The organism is Peribacillus sp. NPDC101481 (assembly GCF_044767165.1).
Lineage (GTDB): Bacteria > Bacillota > Bacilli > Bacillales > DSM-1321 > Peribacillus.
This window is the reverse complement of sequence record NZ_JBIWNJ010000003.1, coordinates 112,106-132,474: the sequence shown is the minus strand read 5'-3', so window position 1 is coordinate 132,474 and position 20,369 is coordinate 112,106. Positions and strand designations below refer to the sequence as shown.

General features: G+C 41.5%; 15 protein-coding genes, 1 tRNA gene and 1 riboswitch. Of the genes, 4 read left to right on the top strand and 12 right to left on the bottom strand.

Annotated elements, in window-relative coordinates:
* Nucleotides 1-2 precede the first annotated feature (2 nt).
* The 3 genes from ACIROD_RS19330 to ACIROD_RS19320 form a co-directional block, all read right to left on the bottom strand.
* Nucleotides 3-1,058, bottom strand: coding sequence for a FecCD family ABC transporter permease (locus tag ACIROD_RS19330; protein ID WP_402943207.1), 1,056 nt, complete (start codon nucleotides 1,056-1,058; stop codon nucleotides 3-5).
* The gene (locus ACIROD_RS19325) at nucleotides 1,021-1,986 is read right to left on the bottom strand and encodes an ABC transporter substrate-binding protein (protein ID WP_483878379.1); all 966 of its coding nucleotides are present in this window, start codon (nucleotides 1,984-1,986) and stop codon (nucleotides 1,021-1,023) included. The genes ACIROD_RS19330 and ACIROD_RS19325 overlap by 38 nt, the downstream gene beginning before the upstream one ends.
* 164 nt (nucleotides 1,987-2,150) lie before the next feature.
* Nucleotides 2,151-2,325, bottom strand: a riboswitch (cobalamin riboswitch).
* Between the two features lie 86 nt (nucleotides 2,326-2,411).
* A complete protein-coding gene (locus ACIROD_RS19320; protein ID WP_402944029.1) occupies nucleotides 2,412-3,260 on the bottom strand; it encodes a polysaccharide deacetylase family protein in 849 nt (282 codons plus the stop codon).
* 228 nt (nucleotides 3,261-3,488) lie between these two features.
* On the opposite strand from ACIROD_RS19320, the gene ACIROD_RS19315 reads away from it, so the two are divergent.
* A tRNA-Arg gene (locus ACIROD_RS19315) sits at nucleotides 3,489-3,562 on the top strand.
* Between the two features lie 177 nt (nucleotides 3,563-3,739).
* On the opposite strand, the gene ACIROD_RS19310 is transcribed toward ACIROD_RS19315, so the two are convergent.
* On the bottom strand, nucleotides 3,740-5,728 hold the full coding sequence (locus ACIROD_RS19310) for an acyltransferase family protein (RefSeq protein WP_402943201.1): 1,989 nt from the start codon (nucleotides 5,726-5,728) through the stop codon (nucleotides 3,740-3,742).
* Nucleotides 5,729-6,249: 521 nt separating this feature from the next.
* On the opposite strand from ACIROD_RS19310, the gene ACIROD_RS19305 reads away from it, so the two are divergent.
* Entirely contained in the window at nucleotides 6,250-6,414 is a 165-nt protein-coding gene (locus ACIROD_RS19305; protein WP_156404392.1) for a hypothetical protein, read from the top strand.
* 214 nt (nucleotides 6,415-6,628) lie between these two features.
* Here the strand turns inward: ACIROD_RS19305 and ACIROD_RS19300 are convergent, their stop codons facing one another.
* A complete protein-coding gene (locus tag ACIROD_RS19300; protein ID WP_402943198.1) occupies nucleotides 6,629-8,821 on the bottom strand; it encodes a DNA topoisomerase III in 2,193 nt (730 codons plus the stop codon).
* Nucleotides 8,822-9,053: 232 nt separating this feature from the next.
* Here ACIROD_RS19300 and ACIROD_RS19295 point away from each other — a divergent pair, with 232 nt between their 5' ends.
* Nucleotides 9,054-10,604, top strand: a complete 1,551-nt coding sequence (locus ACIROD_RS19295) for an ABC-F family ATP-binding cassette domain-containing protein (RefSeq protein WP_034316019.1) — start codon at nucleotides 9,054-9,056, stop codon at nucleotides 10,602-10,604.
* 107 nt (nucleotides 10,605-10,711) lie between these two features.
* Here the strand turns inward: ACIROD_RS19295 and ACIROD_RS19290 are convergent, their stop codons facing one another.
* Genes ACIROD_RS19290 through ACIROD_RS19280 form a run of 3 tightly spaced genes read right to left on the bottom strand, consistent with a single transcriptional unit; the run spans nucleotide 10,712 to nucleotide 14,458 of the window.
* On the bottom strand, nucleotides 10,712-11,899 hold the full coding sequence (locus tag ACIROD_RS19290; RefSeq protein WP_402943195.1) for a class I SAM-dependent methyltransferase: 1,188 nt from the start codon (nucleotides 11,897-11,899) through the stop codon (nucleotides 10,712-10,714).
* A 33-nt stretch (nucleotides 11,900-11,932) separates the two neighbouring features.
* Nucleotides 11,933-12,841, bottom strand: a complete 909-nt coding sequence (locus ACIROD_RS19285; protein WP_402943192.1) for a phosphotransferase — start codon at nucleotides 12,839-12,841, stop codon at nucleotides 11,933-11,935.
* 15 nt (nucleotides 12,842-12,856) lie between these two features.
* The gene (locus ACIROD_RS19280) at nucleotides 12,857-14,458 is read right to left on the bottom strand and encodes a DEAD/DEAH box helicase (protein WP_402943189.1); all 1,602 of its coding nucleotides are present in this window, start codon (nucleotides 14,456-14,458) and stop codon (nucleotides 12,857-12,859) included.
* A gap of 295 nt (nucleotides 14,459-14,753) precedes the next feature.
* Here ACIROD_RS19280 and ACIROD_RS19275 point away from each other — a divergent pair, with 295 nt between their 5' ends.
* Nucleotides 14,754-16,046 carry an NCS2 family permease gene (locus ACIROD_RS19275; RefSeq protein ID WP_402943186.1) on the top strand — a complete coding sequence of 431 codons (1,293 nt, stop codon included), beginning with the start codon at nucleotides 14,754-14,756 and terminating at the stop codon, nucleotides 16,044-16,046.
* Nucleotides 16,047-16,130: 84 nt separating this feature from the next.
* Here the strand turns inward: ACIROD_RS19275 and ACIROD_RS19270 are convergent, their stop codons facing one another.
* The 4 genes from ACIROD_RS19270 to ACIROD_RS19255 are packed head-to-tail and all read right to left on the bottom strand — an operon-like array spanning nucleotide 16,131 to nucleotide 20,347.
* Nucleotides 16,131-16,667: a serine O-acetyltransferase gene (locus tag ACIROD_RS19270; protein ID WP_402943184.1), complete on the bottom strand. Its 537-nt coding sequence runs from the start codon at nucleotides 16,665-16,667 to the stop codon at nucleotides 16,131-16,133.
* A gap of 10 nt (nucleotides 16,668-16,677) precedes the next feature.
* Nucleotides 16,678-17,799 (bottom strand): glycosyltransferase, encoded by a 1,122-nt coding sequence (locus ACIROD_RS19265; protein ID WP_402943181.1) that lies wholly within the window; start codon nucleotides 17,797-17,799, stop codon nucleotides 16,678-16,680.
* Nucleotides 17,796-19,079, bottom strand: a complete 1,284-nt coding sequence (locus ACIROD_RS19260) for a hypothetical protein (RefSeq protein ID WP_402943179.1) — start codon at nucleotides 19,077-19,079, stop codon at nucleotides 17,796-17,798. The genes ACIROD_RS19265 and ACIROD_RS19260 overlap by 4 nt, the downstream gene beginning before the upstream one ends.
* Nucleotides 19,076-20,347: an oligosaccharide flippase family protein gene (locus tag ACIROD_RS19255; RefSeq protein WP_402943176.1), complete on the bottom strand. Its 1,272-nt coding sequence runs from the start codon at nucleotides 20,345-20,347 to the stop codon at nucleotides 19,076-19,078. The genes ACIROD_RS19260 and ACIROD_RS19255 overlap by 4 nt, the downstream gene beginning before the upstream one ends.
* Between the last annotated feature and the right edge of the window lie 22 nt (nucleotides 20,348-20,369).

Sequence of the window (20,369 nt, the reverse complement as noted above, 5' to 3'; positions counted from 1 at the left end):
TTTTACCCTTCTCTCCGTCTCTTTAATAAAATCAGCGCAAATGCAGGTGCCCCGATAAGTGAGGTGATAACCCCGATCGGCAGTTCCGATGGGGCAATGACCGTCCGTGCTACAAAGTCTGCCAAAATTAAAAATCCGCTTCCTATCAGCAATGACAGCGGAAGCAAATGTTTATGATCAGGTCCCCATATCTTTCGGACAAAATGAGGAATGACCAATCCTACAAAGCCAATCGCCCCTGAAACGGCTACCGCTGCCCCTGTCAATGTCGAACCGGCTATCAAGATCCACATTTTCCGCCGCTTAACATTCACACCTAAGTGTTTTGCCCGGTCTTCCCCGAAAGTCATCGCATTCAATTCGCTTGTATTCATGATCAAGATCAACGAACCAATGATAAAAAACGGCAAAATGATTGCAATATAATTCCATCCGCGCATTGAAACGCTTCCCATCAGCCAGCCGATGATTTGTCTTAATTCATCACCCGTCAGCGCAATCATCAATGAAATGAAGGCACTTAAAAACGAGCTGAAAATGATTCCCGTTAAAATGATCGTTTCCACTTTCATCGATCGATCCATTTTTTTTGCAAAAGTCAATACGCAGAGCATCGTGAGCACTGAGCATAAAATGCTCAATGCCGGAAGAGTGTATAAACCGATGAACGGCAGTGATATATTCAAGAATATTGTCAATACGGCGCCGACCGATGCTCCTGATGAAATACCTAATGTGTAAGGATCAGCGAGCGGGTTCCGGAGCAGCCCCTGAAATGCCGCACCCGCAATCGCCAGCGATGCCCCGACCAACCCCGCAAGCAACACACGCGGCAAGCGGATGTTCATCACGATATTCGTCAGCATCACATCCGGATCAGCGGAAATCGGCAAATGAAAGATCTCCTTGCCGATTATTTGTAAAAGTACGGGAATCGGTACTGACACCGAACCAAAGGAAATGCCTACCGTCATTGCGAATAACAAAATTAAAAACGCAATCAAATAGGCAAACGTCCATTTAGTTGTTAAATTGGTTCGGATAGACTGATTTGGCAAGTTCCTCTACTCCCTCTATCAAGCGTGGACCGGAACGGGTCACCAAGTCAGAATGGACATCAAAGACTTGGCCATTCTTAACAGCATTTACGTCTTGCCATCCTTTTCGGCCCTTCACTTCATTTGCTGAATCTTTCGTATAATAACCATAAGTTGTAATGATGACATCAGGATTTGCAGCAATCATCGACTCTTCATCAATCTTTGCCCAACCGTCCAAGTCAGCAGCAGCATTATCCGCTGAAATAATAGTAAGCATCTCATTCATGAAAGTATTTTTTCCCGGTGTGTATATTTCCGGTGAAGGCGAAACTTCCACTAAAACGGTCTTCCTATCCTCTTCCTTTACGGATTTGGCTTTTTCCTCGATATCCTTAAGCTTCGTTTTCATATCCGCAACGATTTCGTTTGCCTTGTCATGTTCACCCGTTGCCTGTCCAATCATTTCAATAGACTCATAGACTTGGTCAAAGCTTTGTGCATCATTGACTACGAGGACATCTATTCCAGCATCCTTAAGCTGCTGTAAACCCTCATTCGAATTATGGGCACTTGATGCATGGGCAAGAACAAGGTCAGGCTTCATGGAGACAATCAGCTCCGTGTTCATTTCCATTCCGCCAACTTTTTCAATTTCTTTCGTTTCTTCCGGGTAATTATCATTATCGGAAACACCAATGACCTTTTTACCCAAACCAAGTGCAAAGACCACTTCCGTATTACTTGGTATTAACGAAACGATTTTCTTCGGTTTTTCTTCTATCGTTACTTTTTCCCCAGTTGCATCTTTAATCGTAATCGGGAAAGCTTCGTGTTGAGCATGTTTCGTTTGCTGCTGTTCTTTTCCTTCATCAGTAGCTCCACTGCAGCCGACCATCATGCCTGCAGTAAGCAACATCAACAATATCAGACCAAAAATTTTCTTCATTTTCATTCCCCACAATCTTTTTATTTAATTTCTTTCACCCAATAATCCCGGAAGATGCACCCAAAACAAAAAGCACCTCCCGTTAAACGGAAGGTACTTGTATGGCAACAATATCATTACGGACTTCTTAGGGTCTGCCACACACCTTCCCATCCGCGTAGGTTACAGGTGTACGAATTTTGGCAGGTCTCCTGGCTCATGGTCATCGTCAACGGCACCTTCCCATATTTCATACAGTGGTACACAGCCGTCAGCTCCCATATACAGTGGCGGGACCGCGCTGGCATTTCACCAGCTTCCCTTTTAAGTCATTACGACACCAAATCGTTCATATGTATATAATTTTCATTGCCTTCATTATACACCATGTAAGAATCTATTATTATATGATTTTTCTGAACAGGTTCGAAATGACCCTTCCACACTCAATGATTTGAAGCATTTTCAATCAATGTCGCAAACCCATCGACTGATAAACCGGGTGAAATCCGAACTCGATGCAGGGCATGCATCCCTTGTTCCCTTGAAGCTCCCCCAGGTTCGGTAGTGACTGCCATCTTGTATCCCGCTTCATCTGACAGCCTGAGAGTCTCTTCGTTATACCGGCCAACCGGATAGGAAAGCACTGTCGTGTCCTGGTCGAGAATACGGTCGAATAGCTTCTTAGACTGGACCATTTCAGCTTCTTGCTGCTCTGCCGTCATGCGGTTCAGCTCCAAATGGTTGATAGTATGGCTTTCAATCGAAATCCCATTCCTGCTCATCTCCATCATTTGATTTTCAGTCAGGTGATGACCTTTATCAATGGACTTCCCGATCATGAAGACAGTTGCTTTCATATCATTTTCTTTTAATATCGGGAAAGCCTCCGTGAAGTTATCTGTATAGCCATCATCAAAAGTAAGCCAGACACACTTCTCACTTGGTATCCGATTCTCGGTTAAAACGAGGAATGCCTCTTCAGGAGATAATGTATAGTAGCCATTCTCCCGAAGCCAAGCCATCTGTGACCGGAATTCCTCACTTGGAACCCGAAGGCGATTACCTTCAGAAATGCTGTGATACATCAAGATTGGAAGCTGGACGGCGGGCTCGGCCGTTATCCAGTCTCCCGTATCGATCTGGCCCTCCAATTCCTGCCCTGCCCCATTATCCGCCGCTTCGACCACTTCGATGTCATCTTCCGCAATCGGTGCAGCTGTCTTTGTGCCTATACCTTCTAAAATCTCTTGTGAGCATGCAGGTAAAATCAAAATCCCCAGCAATGCAACCATCCTTAATACTCTATATTTCCCCACTATCATTCTCCTAATTTTCTTATAGTAAAATAGTACCAGAAAACTAGTGATTAATAAAGTATTCCATTAAATGAAAAAAAGGGAAAGACGAGAGCTTAGTGACCTGTTAAGCATTTATGAGGATTTTTTTTAATAAGTATGTGCTATTAGCTTGAAAAGTTTGCCTATAAGAAATATAATAAATAAGTCGTCGACTTTTTATATGTCCCAGTAGCTCAGCAGGATAGAGCGACAGCCTCCTAAGCTGTAGGTCGTAGGTTCGATTCCTATCTGGGACGCTAACTAAAAACCCTGTTACAATGCGGTTCTTCCGCGTAGTAGCAGGGTTTTTTTCTGTGATTTATGGGGCGGTTAAACAAGTTCATAAAAAAAATCCGAGCCCTGTGAAACACAGAACTCAGATTTTTTATATACAGATAACCAATAGACCCAAACAAAACTCCCTTTAGCTATACTTACTTTCTATCTAAGCCTATCTCGTTGATTTTTTCATCAAAAATAGGTCCGAAACTTTCAGAATAAGTATTCGTTAAATGCCTATTGTCCCGGTAAATTATAACATTACCAATAATGGGCTGAAATTCACCGTTCACTTTAAAGTAATCTGTTAAGTCAATTTTATGCAATGATTTATTCTCTTTTTCAAATTGTCTCCAAAAGCTTTCGTCTTTCTGATTATCTACTGAATTCATTTTTTTTGTTGTTTCTTCTATTCCATGTGTTTCTAATGATTCCAGTACATTAAAACTATATCTTGGATCATCACGAACCGCTAACACTTCAATACCATATTCATCTTTAACATACTGCAGCTGATCAACCATCTGTTGTTGTATTTTATTATTGGGCGTATCAGAAGCTGTGGCGTGAGAAATGACAAGATCTACATCTGCATCCTTTAGATAATCGAGAACATTATTGACCCAGATACCTTTCAAATCATCATCCGTATAACCTGTTGAAAAACGTGTACCTGAACGGGTCATATTCAATACACGATAATTATCATCTTTTGTAGCTTTTAATATGGCACCTAACCAATGCTCTGAATGGGAACTGCCGATCAGGGCAATTGTAGCATCGTAATTTTCAGTTTCGCCATATTCCCCAATTTTCAAGTCACTTTCCTTCAACCCTTGGTTACTGCCGTCCAAATGCGATTGTGGTAAATCATCAAAGACTTCAGAATATGATGGAATTGGTTCCTGATCAGGTATATCATCAGGGTTTTTTACAGCTAACGCTCCTGGATAATTTTTATCGTTTATATTATTTTCCAGCCTATTTTTATCTATATATACTCCAATTAAAAGCGATGCAATCAAGAGTACATTCACACTGCCCATTATCCCGAGTCTCTTGAATGAGAATTTGTTGTCCTTTGAGCTTCGGATTGGTTCTTCTATATATCGAGTCATAAAAAAAGAAAGGGCAATTGATGAAATGATAATAAGAGTTCCGACGATGAATCCTGGAGTTTCTTGGACATTATAACGATAGAACTCCAATAAAACCCAATGCCACAAGTAGATTCCAAAAGCGATTCCACCTAGCTTCACCATTACGGGTGAACCTAAAAAGCGTTTGACACCATATTTTGTATCGCGTGTACCAGACAAAACAATGAATAATGCGCAGGTCATTGGCCATAAGGCAATATACCCCGGAAACATTTCAGATACATTGAAAACTATTCCCGTTAAAATTAAACCGATTAATCCAAGCCACCCTATCACTGTTGCTATATATTTATTTACCTTAATTGATGATAAATTGATACAGAGCAAACTGCCTAAAGCAAATTCCCACACACGTGTCATCGTTATGAAATAAGCCCATGGCTGATTGACAGAGGTTAAATATATGGAATATATAAAAGAAGAAACAAATAATATTCCTAAAATCGTATTAATTAATGTTTTAACTTTAGTTAATTTATATTTTTTTATTAAAAATAAAATCAAAGTGAATAATAAAAACCAAATTATATAAAATTGTCCCTGTATAGACAAAGCCCAAAAGTGTTCAACAGGTGTTTTCATTTGACTGGAATCTAAATAATCCGTGCTCGAAAAAGCAAGTTGCCAGTTTTGATAGAAAAACATGGAGGCAAATACTTCATGTATAGTTTTATCTAAAATTGATTTAGGTAATAAAAACCAACTTAAAACCAGAACAATTGCAAGAATAAAAAATACAGAAGGAAGTAATCTTTTCATTAATTTGGTAACATATGGAAGAAAACGAAATTCCCCTGTTCGATTAATTGTGGAAACAATTGAAGTAGTAATAAGAAAACCTGAAATTACAAAGAATACATCAACCCCGCCAGAAACACGATTAAGCCATATATGATAAACCGCCACCAGCAGTGCGGCAACAACACGTAACCCTTCGATTTCGGGTCTGAACTTACTCTCAGTATTAATTAATTTTTGATTCATTTGATTCTATCTCCTACCTTTTGTCATGCATACAATTTAAAATTATATCACTTTACAATAATGATTTGTCAACATAGTAGAAAAGGTTCTTTAATTTTCACAAATACGGATTTTTTTCCAACTTTTCAACCAAGGCCCCTTACAGAAAATGTCGTTGCCTGGGCACGAAGCCTACAGCAGAACTTTACTTTATGAAAAAACGTCAGTCCACCATGGGGCATTATGGATATTTGGAAGCAGACGCAAACTCGGCATGTTACAACTTGTTATTCAGAAACATAATCATGTTTTTTTAAAAATATATGTTTTATCCTGTCCCATCCGGGTATATAAATACTGTAAGACATTCTCACCAAAGGAGATGATAGTGCATGATGAGTACAATCAGAAGCCAATGGAACAAAGAGAATGACGCAGCGGTGTTTAGTCCCGGTGATCAGCGTTAGAGTCAATTGAAGAGATGGATGATAATCAAATATGGGAATTACTAGTCTTCTCATCCAAAGGAGGAGGATACGATCATGAGTATTTACAGCCTATGGAATCCAGAGAATGATGAAGCAATTTTCAGTCCGGGTGATCAGAAGCCATTCAGTACGCTCATACGAGTAGATTCGGATAAACACACACACACTGACAAAACACTTGAATATGAATTACATGGCACCGTACTGAATGAAATTTAACAGATGCAGGATATATGGAAAGGGATGGAGCGAGCGCTCCATCCCTTTCTGCCGTCTTTTTCTTTTATACTAATTTTGCGTTCATAAAGCTGCAACCTTGTTGTCTGGAAAGACGGGCCTGCCGACAAGGAAATTTCCCCATACCTGCTCCATGCAATTAACTCCATAAAAAAGAGCCCTTCACCTTGGAACTAAAAGTGAAGGACTCTTTCCTTTATTTATCGAATTTCAGTTTTGCCAAGGCATCTGCCAATGCAGTATTGATCGGCTCTTCTTTATTTTGCTTTTTCATATAATTGGAAACTTCATTTTTGGATAATTTTTGATTTTTATTTTGCCCTCTACGTTTATTGTAAGAAGAAAGTTTTTCGTGGAAACCACATTTACAGGTGAATGTCTGTGCTTCTCCTTGACCGCGCATTTCCATCTTTTTATGACATTGCGGGCATCTGGCATTTGTTACACGTGAAACACTTTTTTTGTGGCCGCAATCACGATCTTGACAGACAAGCATTTTTCCCTTTTTACTATTCACTTCTAGCATCAGCTTGCCGCAATCAGGACATTTCGTACCTGACACGTTATCATGCTTGAATTTTTGGTCACTATTTTTGATTTCAAGGACGATATTTTTGGCATAAGTGCGCATATCGCCGATAAAGGCCTGCTTTGGCAGCTTTCCTTTTGCTATCGCAGTTAACTTTTGCTCCCATTGGGCTGTCAAAGCTGGAGATCTCAAGTCTTCAGGCGCCAATTGTAGAAGTTGTTTTCCTTTCGAGGTAACATGAAGGCCCTTTCCCCTCTTCTCGATCAGGAAGCTATTGAACAGCTTTTCAATAACGTCAGCACGCGTTGCCACAGTTCCAATCCCGCCAGTTTCACCAAGAGTCTTGATGAGCTCTTTGCTTTCCCCTGCCATGAAACGAGCAGGATTCTCCATCGCCGAAAGAAGCGACCCTTCATTGAATGGTTCCGGCGGTTTCGTTTCACCCTCTGTTTGTTTCACAGTCGAAATGGTTAAACTGTCACCTTTTTGAACATTCGGAAGCAGTTGCTCAGCAAGGCCATCCTTAGCTTCTTCCTCATCGAATTGGTGATCATAGACTTCCTTCCATCCCGATTTCAGGACGACCTTCCCTTTTGCCATGAACGTTTCCTGCCCCATTTTTGCGGTGATGGTCGTTTGTTCATATTCAAAAGGCGGCATCAATACAGCAAGGAACCTTTTAACGACCAAATCATAGATTTTCGATTCTTTGTCGCTCAGTTTTCCCGGCAGCGGCGTTTGCTCAGTGGGGATGATTGCATGGTGATCAGAAACCTTGCTATCGTCCACGAACGATTTATTGGTTTTAATTGGGCTGCGCAGGATCCTTGATGCATACTGGGCATATGGTTTAATGCTTACAGCCTGTAATCTTTCTTTTAGCGTATCAACCAAATCCGTTGATAAAAAGCGTGAATCCGTCCTTGGATAAGTCAAGACCTTATGGCTTTCATATAAGCGCTGCATGATCGATAACGTCTCTTTCGCCGAATAGCCGAATTTCTTATTGGCGTCCCGTTGAAGTTCTGTTAAATCATATAAAGAAGGGGCAAAATTTTTCTTATGGGACTTGTTTACTTCAACCACTTCTGCACTTTTCCCCTTAACGGCTGCAAGAACCTTTTCTGCCTTGGTTTTATCGAATGTGCGGATATCTTTTGATTGGGCATCTTGCCAGACGAGGCGCAAATTGGGTTCTGCAATTGCCGAAACGCCATAATATTTCTTAGGTTGGAATTGTTTTATTTCCTCTTCTTTTTTTGCAATCATCGCAAGTGTCGGCGTTTGGACCCTCCCGCAGGATAATTGGGCATTGTGCTTCGTTGTTAGGGCACGTGTCGCGTTCATCCCAACGATCCAGTCCGCTTCCGCCCTTGCTACAGCAGAGGCAAATAGGTTTTCATACTCCTTGCCATCCTTCAGATTTCTGAATCCATCTTTGATCGCTTTATCCGTTACAGAGGAAATCCAAAGCCGCTTGACCGGCTTCTTCACATTCGCTTTTTCGAGAATCCAGCGTGCAACAAGTTCCCCTTCACGTCCTGCATCCGTTGCAATGATGACATCCTTGACATCATTGCGATTTAATTGTGTTTTAACCGATTGAAATTGTTTGCCTGATTGCTTGATCACGACCAATTTCAAAGCAGGCGGCAGCATGGGCAGGTCCTCAAGGCGCCAAGTTTTATATTTTTCATCATAAGATTCCGGATCTGCATGGGTGACCAAATGACCTAGTGCCCAAGTGACGATATACTGATCGCCTTCAAAAAAGCCATTACCCTTTTTCCCGCAATTCAGCACTTTTGCTATATCTCTGCCGACCGAGGGTTTCTCGGCCAGTACGACTGTTTTACTCATAATAACATCCTTTCGCTTTTAAACTGGTTCCTCCATTATCTCATATAATTTAAGACAGGGCGATAATGCACGGCATGGCATTGGATCCATTGGTTCACATTAAGGATTACCCTTCGAGGGGCTCCCTGTACCCACATATATGTAAATTAATAGATTAGATAGCAATCCCGTGCAGATTTTAGTATGATGAAACGTAGGGATTTTTTCAAATTAATTGGGAGGTTCAATATAAATGAGCTTACTTTCTATAGATAAATTAGCACACAGCTTTGGCGACCGTACCTTATTCAAGGATGTTTCCTTCCGCCTGATGGCCGGCGAACATGTTGGTCTGGTCGGGGCAAATGGTGTCGGGAAATCAACGATGATGAATATCATTACAGGGCAACTTATCCATGATGATGGCCGGGTCGAATGGACACCTGGTGTCGAATATGGCTATCTTGATCAACATACGATACTTTCAAAGGGTAAATCGATTCGCGACGTCTTGAGGGATGCATACTTACCTTTATTCGAGCAGGAAAAAGCTCTGAATGAAGTTACAGAGAAAATGGGTACTGCCACTCCGGAGGAACTTGAAGAACTCTTGGAACAAATGGGTGAAATCCAGGACAAGCTGGAAGCCGGCGGTTTTTACAATCTGGATATTAAAATTGAAGAAGCAGCACGCGGTTTAGGGTTGGATGCAATCGGTTTGGACCGTGATGTCTCTGCCCTAAGCGGCGGACAACGGACAAAGGTTTTACTAGCCAAGCTACTTTTGGAACAGCCTGAAGTACTGCTCCTTGATGAACCGACGAACTACTTGGATGTAGAGCATATCCGCTGGCTGAGCAGCTACTTAAAGGAATATCCTAATGCATTCTTATTAATTTCGCATGATACCGAGTTCATGAACGGCGTCGTCGACGTCATCTTCCATCTTGAATTTTCTAAATTGACCCGTTACACGGCAACTTATGAAAAATTCCTTGAGCTGGCTGAATTGAATAAAAACCAACATATTAACGCCTATGAAAAACAGCGCGAATTCATTAAAAAGCAAGAAGATTTCATTGCAAAGAATAAAGCACGCTATTCAACGACCGGACGGGCAAAGAGCCGTCAAAAGCAATTGAATCGCATGGAACGCATCGATCGTCCGGAAACTGCAATGAAACCTACCTTTGACTTTAAAGAGTCACGTGCGAGCAGCCGTTATGTCTTTGAAGGTGAAGATCTGGAAATCGGATATGACCGCCCATTGCTTCCGAAGTTGTCCATGACCATCGAGCGGGGAGAAAAAATTGCCGTGGTCGGCTGTAACGGAGTTGGTAAATCCACTCTATTAAAAACGATTTTGGGTAAAATCGATCCTCTAGGCGGTAAAAGATCACTTGGCGATTTCCTTTTTTCTTCGTATTTTGAACAAGAAGTGAAAGCAGGCGATACGACGCCGATCGATGAAGTATGGAATGCATTTCCGCATCTGGACCAACCGCAGGTACGTGCGATTCTTGCCCGTGTCGGTTTGAAAAACGAGCACATTACACGTCCGATGAGCCATCTAAGCGGTGGAGAACAAGCTAAAGTGCGCCTATGTAAACTCATGCTTACCGAAAGCAATTGGCTGTTATTCGATGAACCGACGAACCATTTGGATGTCGTTGCAAAAGAAGAACTGAAACGTGCATTGAAAGAGTATAAAGGAACGATTGTCCTCGTATGCCATGAACCTGATTTCTATGAAGATTGGGTTACCAAGGTATGGGATGTAGAGGAATGGTCGGCACAAAATTAATTTTTTCGGGGATGTCGCGGAACGCGGCATCCCCTTTATTATGGAATAAATAAAAAAGCTGACTGAAAGGGCTCCTTCAGTCAGCTTTCATTTCCTCATCATGCAGCTTAAACACGTTCCGCCACCAAGGTATATGTTTTTGGAAGCCCAATATCATGGATTTTATGATTCGGTTCTTCCTCGAGCACTTTAATAACGAGCCCTGATTGACCTATTGACGTTATAAGTTCCCCGATTGTCCATTTACGCTGTACAACTCTTGAAAGGCTCCCTTTTTCCTCATCCGGCATATGCTTCGAAAAAGCGACCTCATTATTTTCGATTGCCGGAGCGAAATAGTTGCCTGTGACTTTGTGTTTTTTACCATTTGAAGTAATGAGCTTTGTTGAAATCGGGTGAAATTCATGCAGTACGAATCGGCCTCCAGGTTTCAGCATCATTTTAATTTTTTCAAATAACGGCTGCAGATCTATTAAGTAATGAAGTACACCGAGCTCCATTAAAACCAGATCCTGCTTCCCCGATTCATGGTCGGATGATAGCGAAAGGACATCCGAAACTATATACTCGATGGAGACTTTGGCGCCACTTGCCAGCTCATTTGCAAACATTGCGTTTTCCTGGGAAAAATCAACGACTTTCACTTCTGCTCCCAATATGGCCAGTGCAACTGCCTTGACACCGTTCGATCCCATCAAATGAGTGATTTTTTTGCCGGATATTTCCCCCATATATTTATAAAAAGGGTGCAGTCTCCATTTTGGGTTCTGTTTGATTTTTGATGCCAATTCAACGGGATCTCCATAACGATTGACAAGCGCTAAATAATTATTCTGGTTCCACGCCTGTTCATTTTCCGCTGTGAACCCCTTCTGCTCGGCTGATAAGTAAGCATGAATCTCGGCACTGAACTTTCTCATTTCTTCTTCGTATAAATAACTGTATAACGACCTGCACCAAACCTCCATATCCCCCATCTTTATGGATAAACGATAAGGGTCCGTTTTAATGGTCGTGTTAAACCGGCAGCGAACAGTGACAGAAATCCCCTCGACATCCATTAGAAAGAATGCAGTCTCAGGACTTCTTTCAGGCTTTGTTGGCGCGTATTCGGAAAAAAGATCCAAAGCCTCATTAAAGACATCCCATTGTACATCCATTTCGATTTTCTGATATTCATCGATATCCACTCCTTGTACGAAAAGAGCAGATCGACCTGAATATTGGTAGGGAATATTAGCTTGATCCAATATGTTCGCCATTAATGTGATTGTTTGATAATAACTTGCCTTCATATGTACCTCCTAAACATCAAAAGAGCATGACGATTATTCTTCTATAGCAAATTCCAAACCGGTACTCGTAATGGCAATCAGCTCTTCATCGTGGCGATCTATGCCATAAACGAGTAATGTAACAAGCATATATATGGCTCTGAACCGGGCTAGGCTCTCTGTTTCCTTTTCGATTTCACCATAGATTTCGAAAAAAAACCTGCGCGCCTCTTTCGGGAAATAACTGTATAAAAAGGAGAAATCAATGGCTGGATTCCCGATATGAACATCTCCCCAATCAATGATACCTGCGAGAACGCCTTCGTCATCAAGTAAAACATTCCGGATATGAATGTCTCCGTGAACGAGTGAAATCGGATGCTGAACGTCCAATTCGCCTAAGGCTTCAACAAAATCCTTAACCGCATGCGCCTGTTCAAAGTATCCTAGGTTTATTAGATTCGAGACATTTTCCATAAGTGATTTCTTTCGATAGGGTACATCAAGCCTCATCATCCCATCAGGCTGCACACCCAAACACATAGCCCTTTCGACAGGGAAACTGTGAAGAACCTTCAAAAAGCGGGCAAATCTTTTTGCCGATTCGACCTTATTTGCTTTTGTTCCTTCTACAGGCAAGTGTCCCTTCACCATTTTATAACCGGTAAAAGGATAAGGATACAAAGTGCTTGGTTTCCCAAAAAAGATTGGTTCAGGGATAGCAAGCGGAAAAGTGCCTGCAATGGATGGCAAAAGCTGATTTTCCACTTGAATCAACGTAACTGCAATAGGGCGGCGGGGAAAACGGAATACAAATTGCCCATTGATTTGTATGACCGTGTTATCGAAACCCTCCCCAAGTTGCTTGATCTCATTCAACTCAATTTCCGGAAACTGCAGCATGATCAATTTCCCTGCCAGATCCAGAGAAACTGGATATTCTGCCAACCAAGGCTTGTTCACTCCCGTCTCCCCCTTTTACCGGTTTCTCCCTCTATTGGGGCTGCTGCCAGATCCACCTCTGCGATTACTCGCCCCTTGTGTACTAGTTGATCTACGGCTGTCTCTTTGACCTCCTCGTGGATTGTCACGCTTTTGTCCACGGCTGTCTTCCGAGCGGCCACTCCGCGGATTCTCTCGCCTTGGTCCACGGCTGTTTTCCGAACGGCCTCCCCGTGAATCCTCACGTATAGGTCCGCGGCCGTTTTCCGAACGAACTCCCCGTGAATCCTCACGTATAGGCCCGCGGCTGTTTTCCATCCGGCCTCCACGTGGTTTCTCCCTCTCGACTTCACGATTGTCCGCTTGATTTACAGAACGGTGACTGCCCCGATTCGGTCCTCTCGTATCTATCCGTTCCCGATGTTTCCTTCCCCCTCCCGAACGCGGGCGGCGGGTACCCTCATCGGAAGAGTCATCATGACGCTTCCTTTTTTGCCTCACCTCATCGGGTTGGAACATTTTCACTCCTTCAATCGTCCTTCTTTCGATTTTCATGGATATCCCTTTTTCAATATCGCTTAAAAGCTGAAGATCCTTCGTTGCTATGAAGGTTACAGCCAAGCCGTTCTCACCCGCTCTGCCCGTCCGGCCAATTCGGTGGATGTAACTTTCTGCATCCTCGGGAACATCATAATTAAACACATGGGTCACGCCTTCTACATCAAGCCCTCGTGCAGCAACGTCCGTTGCCACTAAATATTGAAGCTTTGCGTCTCTGAAGTTTTTCATCACACGTTCCCGCTTTGCCTGTGAAAGGTCACCATGAAGCTCTTCAGAATTGAATCCAGCTGCCTTCAGGGCATCATTCAAAACCGAAACACGCCGTTTTGTACGGCAAAATATGATCGCAAGGTATGGCTGTTCTTCTTTGATCATGTTGATTAATGAAGATTGTTTGGCACGATCGGTCGTCTCGATGACAAGCTGCCTGATTTTCTCGACCGTTACTTGCTCTGCCTTCACAGCGGCAGTTAATGGTTTAGTCATGTATCGTTTTGCCAATTGATGCACCTGTTCAGGCATCGTTGCTGAAAAGAGCAGCGTTTGGCGCTCATCTGGAAGCTGTCCCATGATCTCTTCCACTTCTGGTAAAAACCCAATATGAAGCATTTGATCAGCTTCATCAAGCACAAGTGTTTGAGTTTGTGAGAGATCAATGGTGCCTCTTCGTAAATGATCTAATAACCTTCCTGGCGTGGCGACCACCACGGAGATGTTTCTTGTCAGCTTTTTCATTTGCTGCTCGACATCCTGTCCGCCATAAACTGCAAGCACTTGAAGTCCCTCGATTTCATCAGCGAATTTTTTCAATTCAGCAGTGATTTGCAAAGCCAATTCCCTGGTTGGCGTGACGATCAATGATTGTATGTGGGATGCGGCGGGATCGACCTTTTCCAAGATTGGCAGCAAAAATGCCAAAGTCTTCCCCGTTCCCGTCTGCGCCTTCGCGATGACATCCCTTCCAGCAAGGATATCTGGTATCGATTTCTCCTGAATCGGGGTAGGGGCGGATATTCCTATTTGCTTTAATATGTTATTAATCGCCGGGCTGACGCCAAGGTCGATGAATTCTGTCATGTATGGGCCTACTTTCTGAATTTCTTCATTTAATTGACTGATAAATCCACTTTAATGGTAACAGCTTCGTTCACTTCATGTCATTATCCTTAGTCTAAGCTATTTGTTAGTATATCATTATCTATTTTCGAGAAAACCTGTACCTTAAAATTTTTCATGCTATTGTACTTTAGTTATTTTTCTAATATAATTTATAAGATTTATTATCATCGAGCTACTTACTTGAAAAAGGGTAAGCATCTCCTCCTTGTAGATTTTTGCAAGGATTTTTTGTATAGAAAAAAGGAGTGACCGCATGTTTAAATTAAAAGAACGGAATTCAAATATTAAGACGGAAGTACTTGCGGGGCTTACAACCTTTTTAACACTGGCTTATATCATCGTTGTAAACCCCATGATCCTTTCTGATGCCGGTGTTCCATTCGACCAGGCATTCACAGCAACCATAATCGCAATAATAGTCGGTACCCTATGCATGGCCCTTTTAGCCAATTACCCAATTGTCATAGCACCGGCAATGGGATTGAATGCTTATTTTGCATACTCGGTATTGGGAACCCATGATATCTCATATACAGTTGCTTTCTCTGCAGTCTTTGTTACGGGCATCATCTTTATCCTTTTATCCCTAACCTCTTTCCGTTCAAAATTGATCGAGGCCATACCTAATAACTTGAAACATGCTATCAGTGCCGGAATCGGGCTTTTCATCACCTTCATCGGACTGCGTTTGTCAGGTGTCGTCACACAGCATGAATCCAACCTGGTTACCCTTGGAAGCTTCAGGGATCCCAGCGTGGCGCTTACATTGGTTGGTTTAGTCATAACGTTCGTTCTGATCGTTCGCAATGTGCAGGGAGCGATATTCATCGGAATGATCGTGACTGCCATAATCGCTTTCTTTACAGGCCAATTGGAAATTAACGGCCTGGTTTCCACCCCTTCATTACCTGAAGGCATTATAGTCGCCAATCCCATCACATCTATCGCCGATGTCATTAACTACGGGCTATATGGCGTCGTCTTCTCCATTTTGCTTGTAATGCTATTCGATACGACCGGTGCTTTATTAGGAATTGTCCGCCAAGCTGGATTGCTGAAGGAGAACAAGCTTGAAAAATCCGGCAGTGCCTTCTTTGCAGATTCCGTCGGCACTACTGTCGGTGCCATGTTCGGTACAAGCCCGACCGCTGCCTCGGTTGAATCATCAGCTGGTGTAGGAGCGGGCGGCAAGACAGGTTTAACCGCTTTGGTAGTGGCCATCCTTTTCTTGATAACAGCCTTCTTCAGTCCATTGATAGGAGCTGTCTCAAATGTAGCGGCAATCACGGCACCTAGCTTGATCATCGTGGGAAGCATGATGATTAAGAGCATTAATGAAATTGACTGGACACACTTTGATGAATCATTCCCAGCCTTTTTGGTCATTGTCGCCATGCCTTTGACATCAAGCATCGCCAACGGGATAGCACTCGGATTCATCGCCTACCCCATTTTAAAAATGGCAAGAGGCAAATTCCGTGAAGTGCATCCGTTCGTGTACATGTTTGCTGCCCTATTTCTTTATCAACTGATTTTCCTGGCTTGATCATCTCATGAAGGGCACCATGGGATAATAAAAAGGAGTGTTCAATTAGGCTAATTGAACACTCCTTTATTTGTTTACGTGCAATTATTTTATAACGTTTTCTTTCTGCTTACCTTTAATCACACTTGGCACCCCAACCGCCGTGCAATTATCGGGAACGGATGTCAAAACAACTGCATTTGCCCCCACTTTCGAATTCGTGCCAATTCGGATGCCGCCCAATATTTTAGCGCCCACTCCAATATATGCATAATCACAAACCTCAGGAGCTTTTCTGATTTCTTTACTTTGCCCGAACGTTACTTGATGCAATATTGTAACATGATCGCCTATTTTAGTAAACGGATTGATTATAATGCCTTTAGCTCCATGTGGGAGGTGCAATTTTTTTCCTATTTGAGATTGCGCAGGAAATTCACAGTTCATGAAGAGTCTTATAATTAACAAATCAATCATGCGGTACAAAATCCATAATACTTGTTTTAAGATTGGAACGTTCACTTTATAGTAAATTATATTGCCTATCCGGTAAACAAACATGACGATTATTCCGTGGATTCCGCCCAACCTCCCCCAGTTACTAATAAATGCCAATTTATTTATCCATTTAAATAATCCCATAGCAAACCTCCTAGGAACATGAATTTAATTCATCTAACAGAGATAGTAGTTTTTCCTTTTCATTCTCCCAATTATATTCTTGTCTATATGCAGCTTTTCCTCGTTCCCCCATGTTCGCTGCTTCCTCAGGGGATTCCAGTAAATAAACCGCTTTTTGAACCATATCATCCATGTTCGCTACATCGGCCGACACTCCACAGTTCCATTTATCCAGTACATCTTGAATAAGAAAATTAGAAACCATAAATGGAATGCCCGCGGCCATATATTCAAAACACTTTGTTGTTTTACCACCCATGAAATTAGGATCAGGAACTAAAAATGCCATGCCTGCATGTGCTTTCTGGATGGATTCGAATGCTTTATCAAAGGCCACTACACCCTCTAGGCTGATATAATCTTCCAAGCCGTTGTCCAGGATGAATGTTTTCAATTTTTCGATGTAGCCTTCACTGCCCGTTCCAATGATCTTCATATGAAACACTTTCTTTAATTCTACTAATCTTTTTGCAAGAATCAGCATGGTTTCCCCGCCACGTATATCAGAGATGCTTCCTAGGTAGATAAAGGTGAAAACATCTTCTTTTCCTTTGTTTTCTTTCATTTCAGGAATTTTCGGGTAATTGTACACATCTGTTGTTGGACAAGTTAAGAACTGATAATCCTCTTTATACGTCATTTCTGCAAACACGACTCCGCTGCATGCCCTTAGCAATCGTTTCTCCAAAAGACGATATATACTCAATGCAATTCCGGGGATTTTTTTTCTCATAAGGACCTTTGGTACATTTTCATGCATGTCATAAACAATGACTGGATGATAACGGGGAATCCTTCTTATGATGTTCATTAAAATCAGCAGCTCCGGATCATGAAACTGAATCACATCAGGTTTATCTTTATTGATCTTGCGGTAAAGAGCAATCCAATTCAACATTCGCCCTTTCCTTGATCTCTTAGTCAACAATTCAACTTCGATATTGGCAGGGATGTTTTCAGGGATCAAGTTATTTTCAATCGCTATATGCTTCACCTTGTACATTCCCGTTTCTCCAAAAGAAAAGGCTTGCCGGAAATAAATCCTCGTATCATTCCATGGGTGCACCGAACTAATATTATAAAATAACTTCATCTGTTATCTCCCTTTTGTAAATCTGACCCTAACAATAAATACATGATAACGAAAGTAAAAAACATCCCGCCTGTCACAAACGTTGTGGTAAGCGCAGTATCCGCTAAACACCATGCAGGTACAACAAACAGGATTATGCCGACACCTTGCCACTTTTCATTTTGCGTCAAGCTATCATAAAACCATAATATCGCTGCCAAGATCACTGTATAAACCAAGAATCCAATATAACCGAAATTAGCAAAAGCATCGGCGAACATATTGGCATTGGCTGCCATTTCTGGTCTGCCAAAGTACTCTGTACCGATAATGTATGGCGGACTCTTGTCATAAACAGGATCTATGAATTTTTCTAAAATATTATACGATAGCAAGGCTTTTGGATGAGTTGAAAAGAAGTCTACATAATAGCTTGTCAGCAAGCCCGGTGTGATGATCATCCTTCTGGCAAATAAATTAGAAAAATATGCCTGATCAAGGATAAAATCAAGAAAAATGCTGATGCCTAACAGCGAACAAAGACTTATACAAAAAAGTATGGAAAAATCCCTTCCCTTCTTCCGAAAAGCAATGAATACAATGATTAATAATCCAGTCGATAAAAGAGTGGACTTCAAGCCATTGACGGTGTACAAAAGGTATTGCAGCCCTAGTCCGATAACCACATAGGTATATTTTTTTTTGCATAAGCCAATGGTCACGATTAATGGATTACATACTTTTGCAAGCCACTGTATAATATAGCCTGCAAGAGGGGTTAGTTTCGTTCGAAAGGCCATTCGCTTATCATAGATATCCTCGGAATTTATAGGAGGCTTTAGACTAATTCCGCCCGAAACTTTGAAGATGTAAAGAAAAAAAATCAATAATGTTATAACAAAAATGATTTTTAATAGACCGAGATTAACATTAGGAGGTGTAATCCTCATGGCTGGCAATCTATTTACATTTCCAATGATAAGTAAACAAAAAAACAAAAGAACATTCGCATATATAAAATCAGGCTGCAGCGTAAATAAATAGTTCGGAACCCATACTACCGGTATATAGACAATAAAATACAAAATCCAGAAAACGAGTTCCGACGGCTTATCCAGTTCCTTTTTTATGAATATGGCTGGCAATATAATAAAAAACATGGAAATTACTATCATGACTGCACTTGGATGTTGCCGATATATATACCCCATATAAGCATATTCAGGGGAAATAAAGTAAACGTAGGATATATCCAGTAACCAGACGTATAATCCTACCAGACCCAGTTGAATCAGCTTCATTTTTTTAGATTATCCTCTCGATCTATGGAATGTATCGCCCTATAGCCAAGGAGAGCAAAAAAGTAGTAGCTGGCCCCCATACAAATGCTAAAGTATAAAATGGCTGTTTCAGCTGAACCCCCTGAAATGAATATGACCAGTACTCCAATAGAAGACAGTAACAGCCTTGAAACATCCCATAAGAGCTGAGTCCGTTGTTTTTTGATTAAAAACAATATTTGGGAAACTGGCATGACAATCACTTGACTTAAAAACATAAAAGACATCAATGTCACATATTCACCGGAAACACGCCACTCTCCTCCAAAAACAAAGCTGAAGAGACCGGGTGCCATCCATGCCAAAATTACCATTATCGGCACACCTAACATGGCCGTTTTAGTAATAATGCTCTTATACAAATGTAAAACTCTTCCCGGTTCATTTGAAATGCTTTTTGCCACTTCGGCATAGAATACTGTCGAAATACTCGCTCCCAACAAACTAATGGGTAAACCGATCGTTTTTGTAGCCATGGAAAAATGCCCTGTCACGTCAGGTCCGTATAGACGCATCAATAACAAAAATATGATTTGCATAGATAAGGAACTTAAGAGGGTTGACCATGTGGAGTATTTGGCGAATTTCTCATATTTTTTAAGCAAATAACCGATTCTCCTATAGTTCACTTTTGGCCAATGCATTCGCTTTAAGAAATATCGCCAAATGTACACAAGGGTTATTCCCCGTCCAATCATATCTCCCGCTATTAAACCTATTCCTTGATGATTAATGGAAATAAGTGAGAACTGACTTATTACATTGCTAATCGATTGAAGCAGTTTAGAGTGAGTTAACCCTTTAAACTTATCTTCTTTTAACATCCAGTAACTCATCACTTGATAGATTCCAGCAAAAAACAGGCCAACTGAAAGCAAAAAGTCATTCATTATCGAAGTTTCTATACCGTATAATCGAAATAATGATAGATTAAGGAAGCCTAAACCTATATTCAGGATACAAACGACGGCAATCGTAAACATGCTAATGTACATCAAGTGAACCGTATTACTATGGTTTTTTTCTAAAGGAATCGCCTTTTCTAAACAAAGAGATGCAAATGACATGAGAATGGCCAAAAGTGACGTATAGGTTGAAAACACACCAAAATCTTCTGGTGTATATATTCTTGTCAGTATGGGGGAACTTGCGAATAGAATAAGCTGTGCAAGTGAATTCCCTGTTAATAATAAAAGGATTTTATTCATAAATTCATTTTTTATTTTCATATTTTCAACCACGCCACATCTC

Bases quoted from the DNA above. Each gene is read 5' to 3' on its own strand.
- ACIROD_RS19325 (WP_483878379.1), bottom strand. From the start codon at position 1,986: ATGAAGAAAATTTTTGGTCTGATATTGTTGATGTTGCTTACTGCAGGC.
- ACIROD_RS19270 (WP_402943184.1), bottom strand. From the start codon at position 16,667: ATGGGATTATTTAAATGGATAAATAAATTGGCATTTATTAGTAACTGG.
- ACIROD_RS19260 (WP_402943179.1), bottom strand. From the start codon at position 19,079: ATGAAGCTGATTCAACTGGGTCTGGTAGGATTATACGTCTGGTTACTG.
- ACIROD_RS19255 (WP_402943176.1), bottom strand. From the start codon at position 20,347: ATGAAAATAAAAAATGAATTTATGAATAAAATCCTTTTATTATTAACA.
- ACIROD_RS19310 (WP_402943201.1), bottom strand. From the start codon at position 5,728: ATGAATCAAAAATTAATTAATACTGAGAGTAAGTTCAGACCCGAAATC.
- ACIROD_RS19280 (WP_402943189.1), bottom strand. From the start codon at position 14,458: ATGACAGAATTCATCGACCTTGGCGTCAGCCCGGCGATTAATAACATA.
- ACIROD_RS19320 (WP_402944029.1), bottom strand. From the start codon at position 3,260: ATGGTTGCATTGCTGGGGATTTTGATTTTACCTGCATGCTCACAAGAG.
- ACIROD_RS19275 (WP_402943186.1), top strand. From the start codon at position 14,754: ATGTTTAAATTAAAAGAACGGAATTCAAATATTAAGACGGAAGTACTT.
- ACIROD_RS19305 (WP_156404392.1), top strand. From the start codon at position 6,250: ATGAGTATTTACAGCCTATGGAATCCAGAGAATGATGAAGCAATTTTC.
- ACIROD_RS19290 (WP_402943195.1), bottom strand. From the start codon at position 11,899: ATGAAGGCAAGTTATTATCAAACAATCACATTAATGGCGAACATATTG.
- ACIROD_RS19300 (WP_402943198.1), bottom strand. From the start codon at position 8,821: ATGAGTAAAACAGTCGTACTGGCCGAGAAACCCTCGGTCGGCAGAGAT.
- ACIROD_RS19295 (WP_034316019.1), top strand. From the start codon at position 9,054: ATGAGCTTACTTTCTATAGATAAATTAGCACACAGCTTTGGCGACCGT.
- ACIROD_RS19265 (WP_402943181.1), bottom strand. From the start codon at position 17,799: ATGAAGTTATTTTATAATATTAGTTCGGTGCACCCATGGAATGATACG.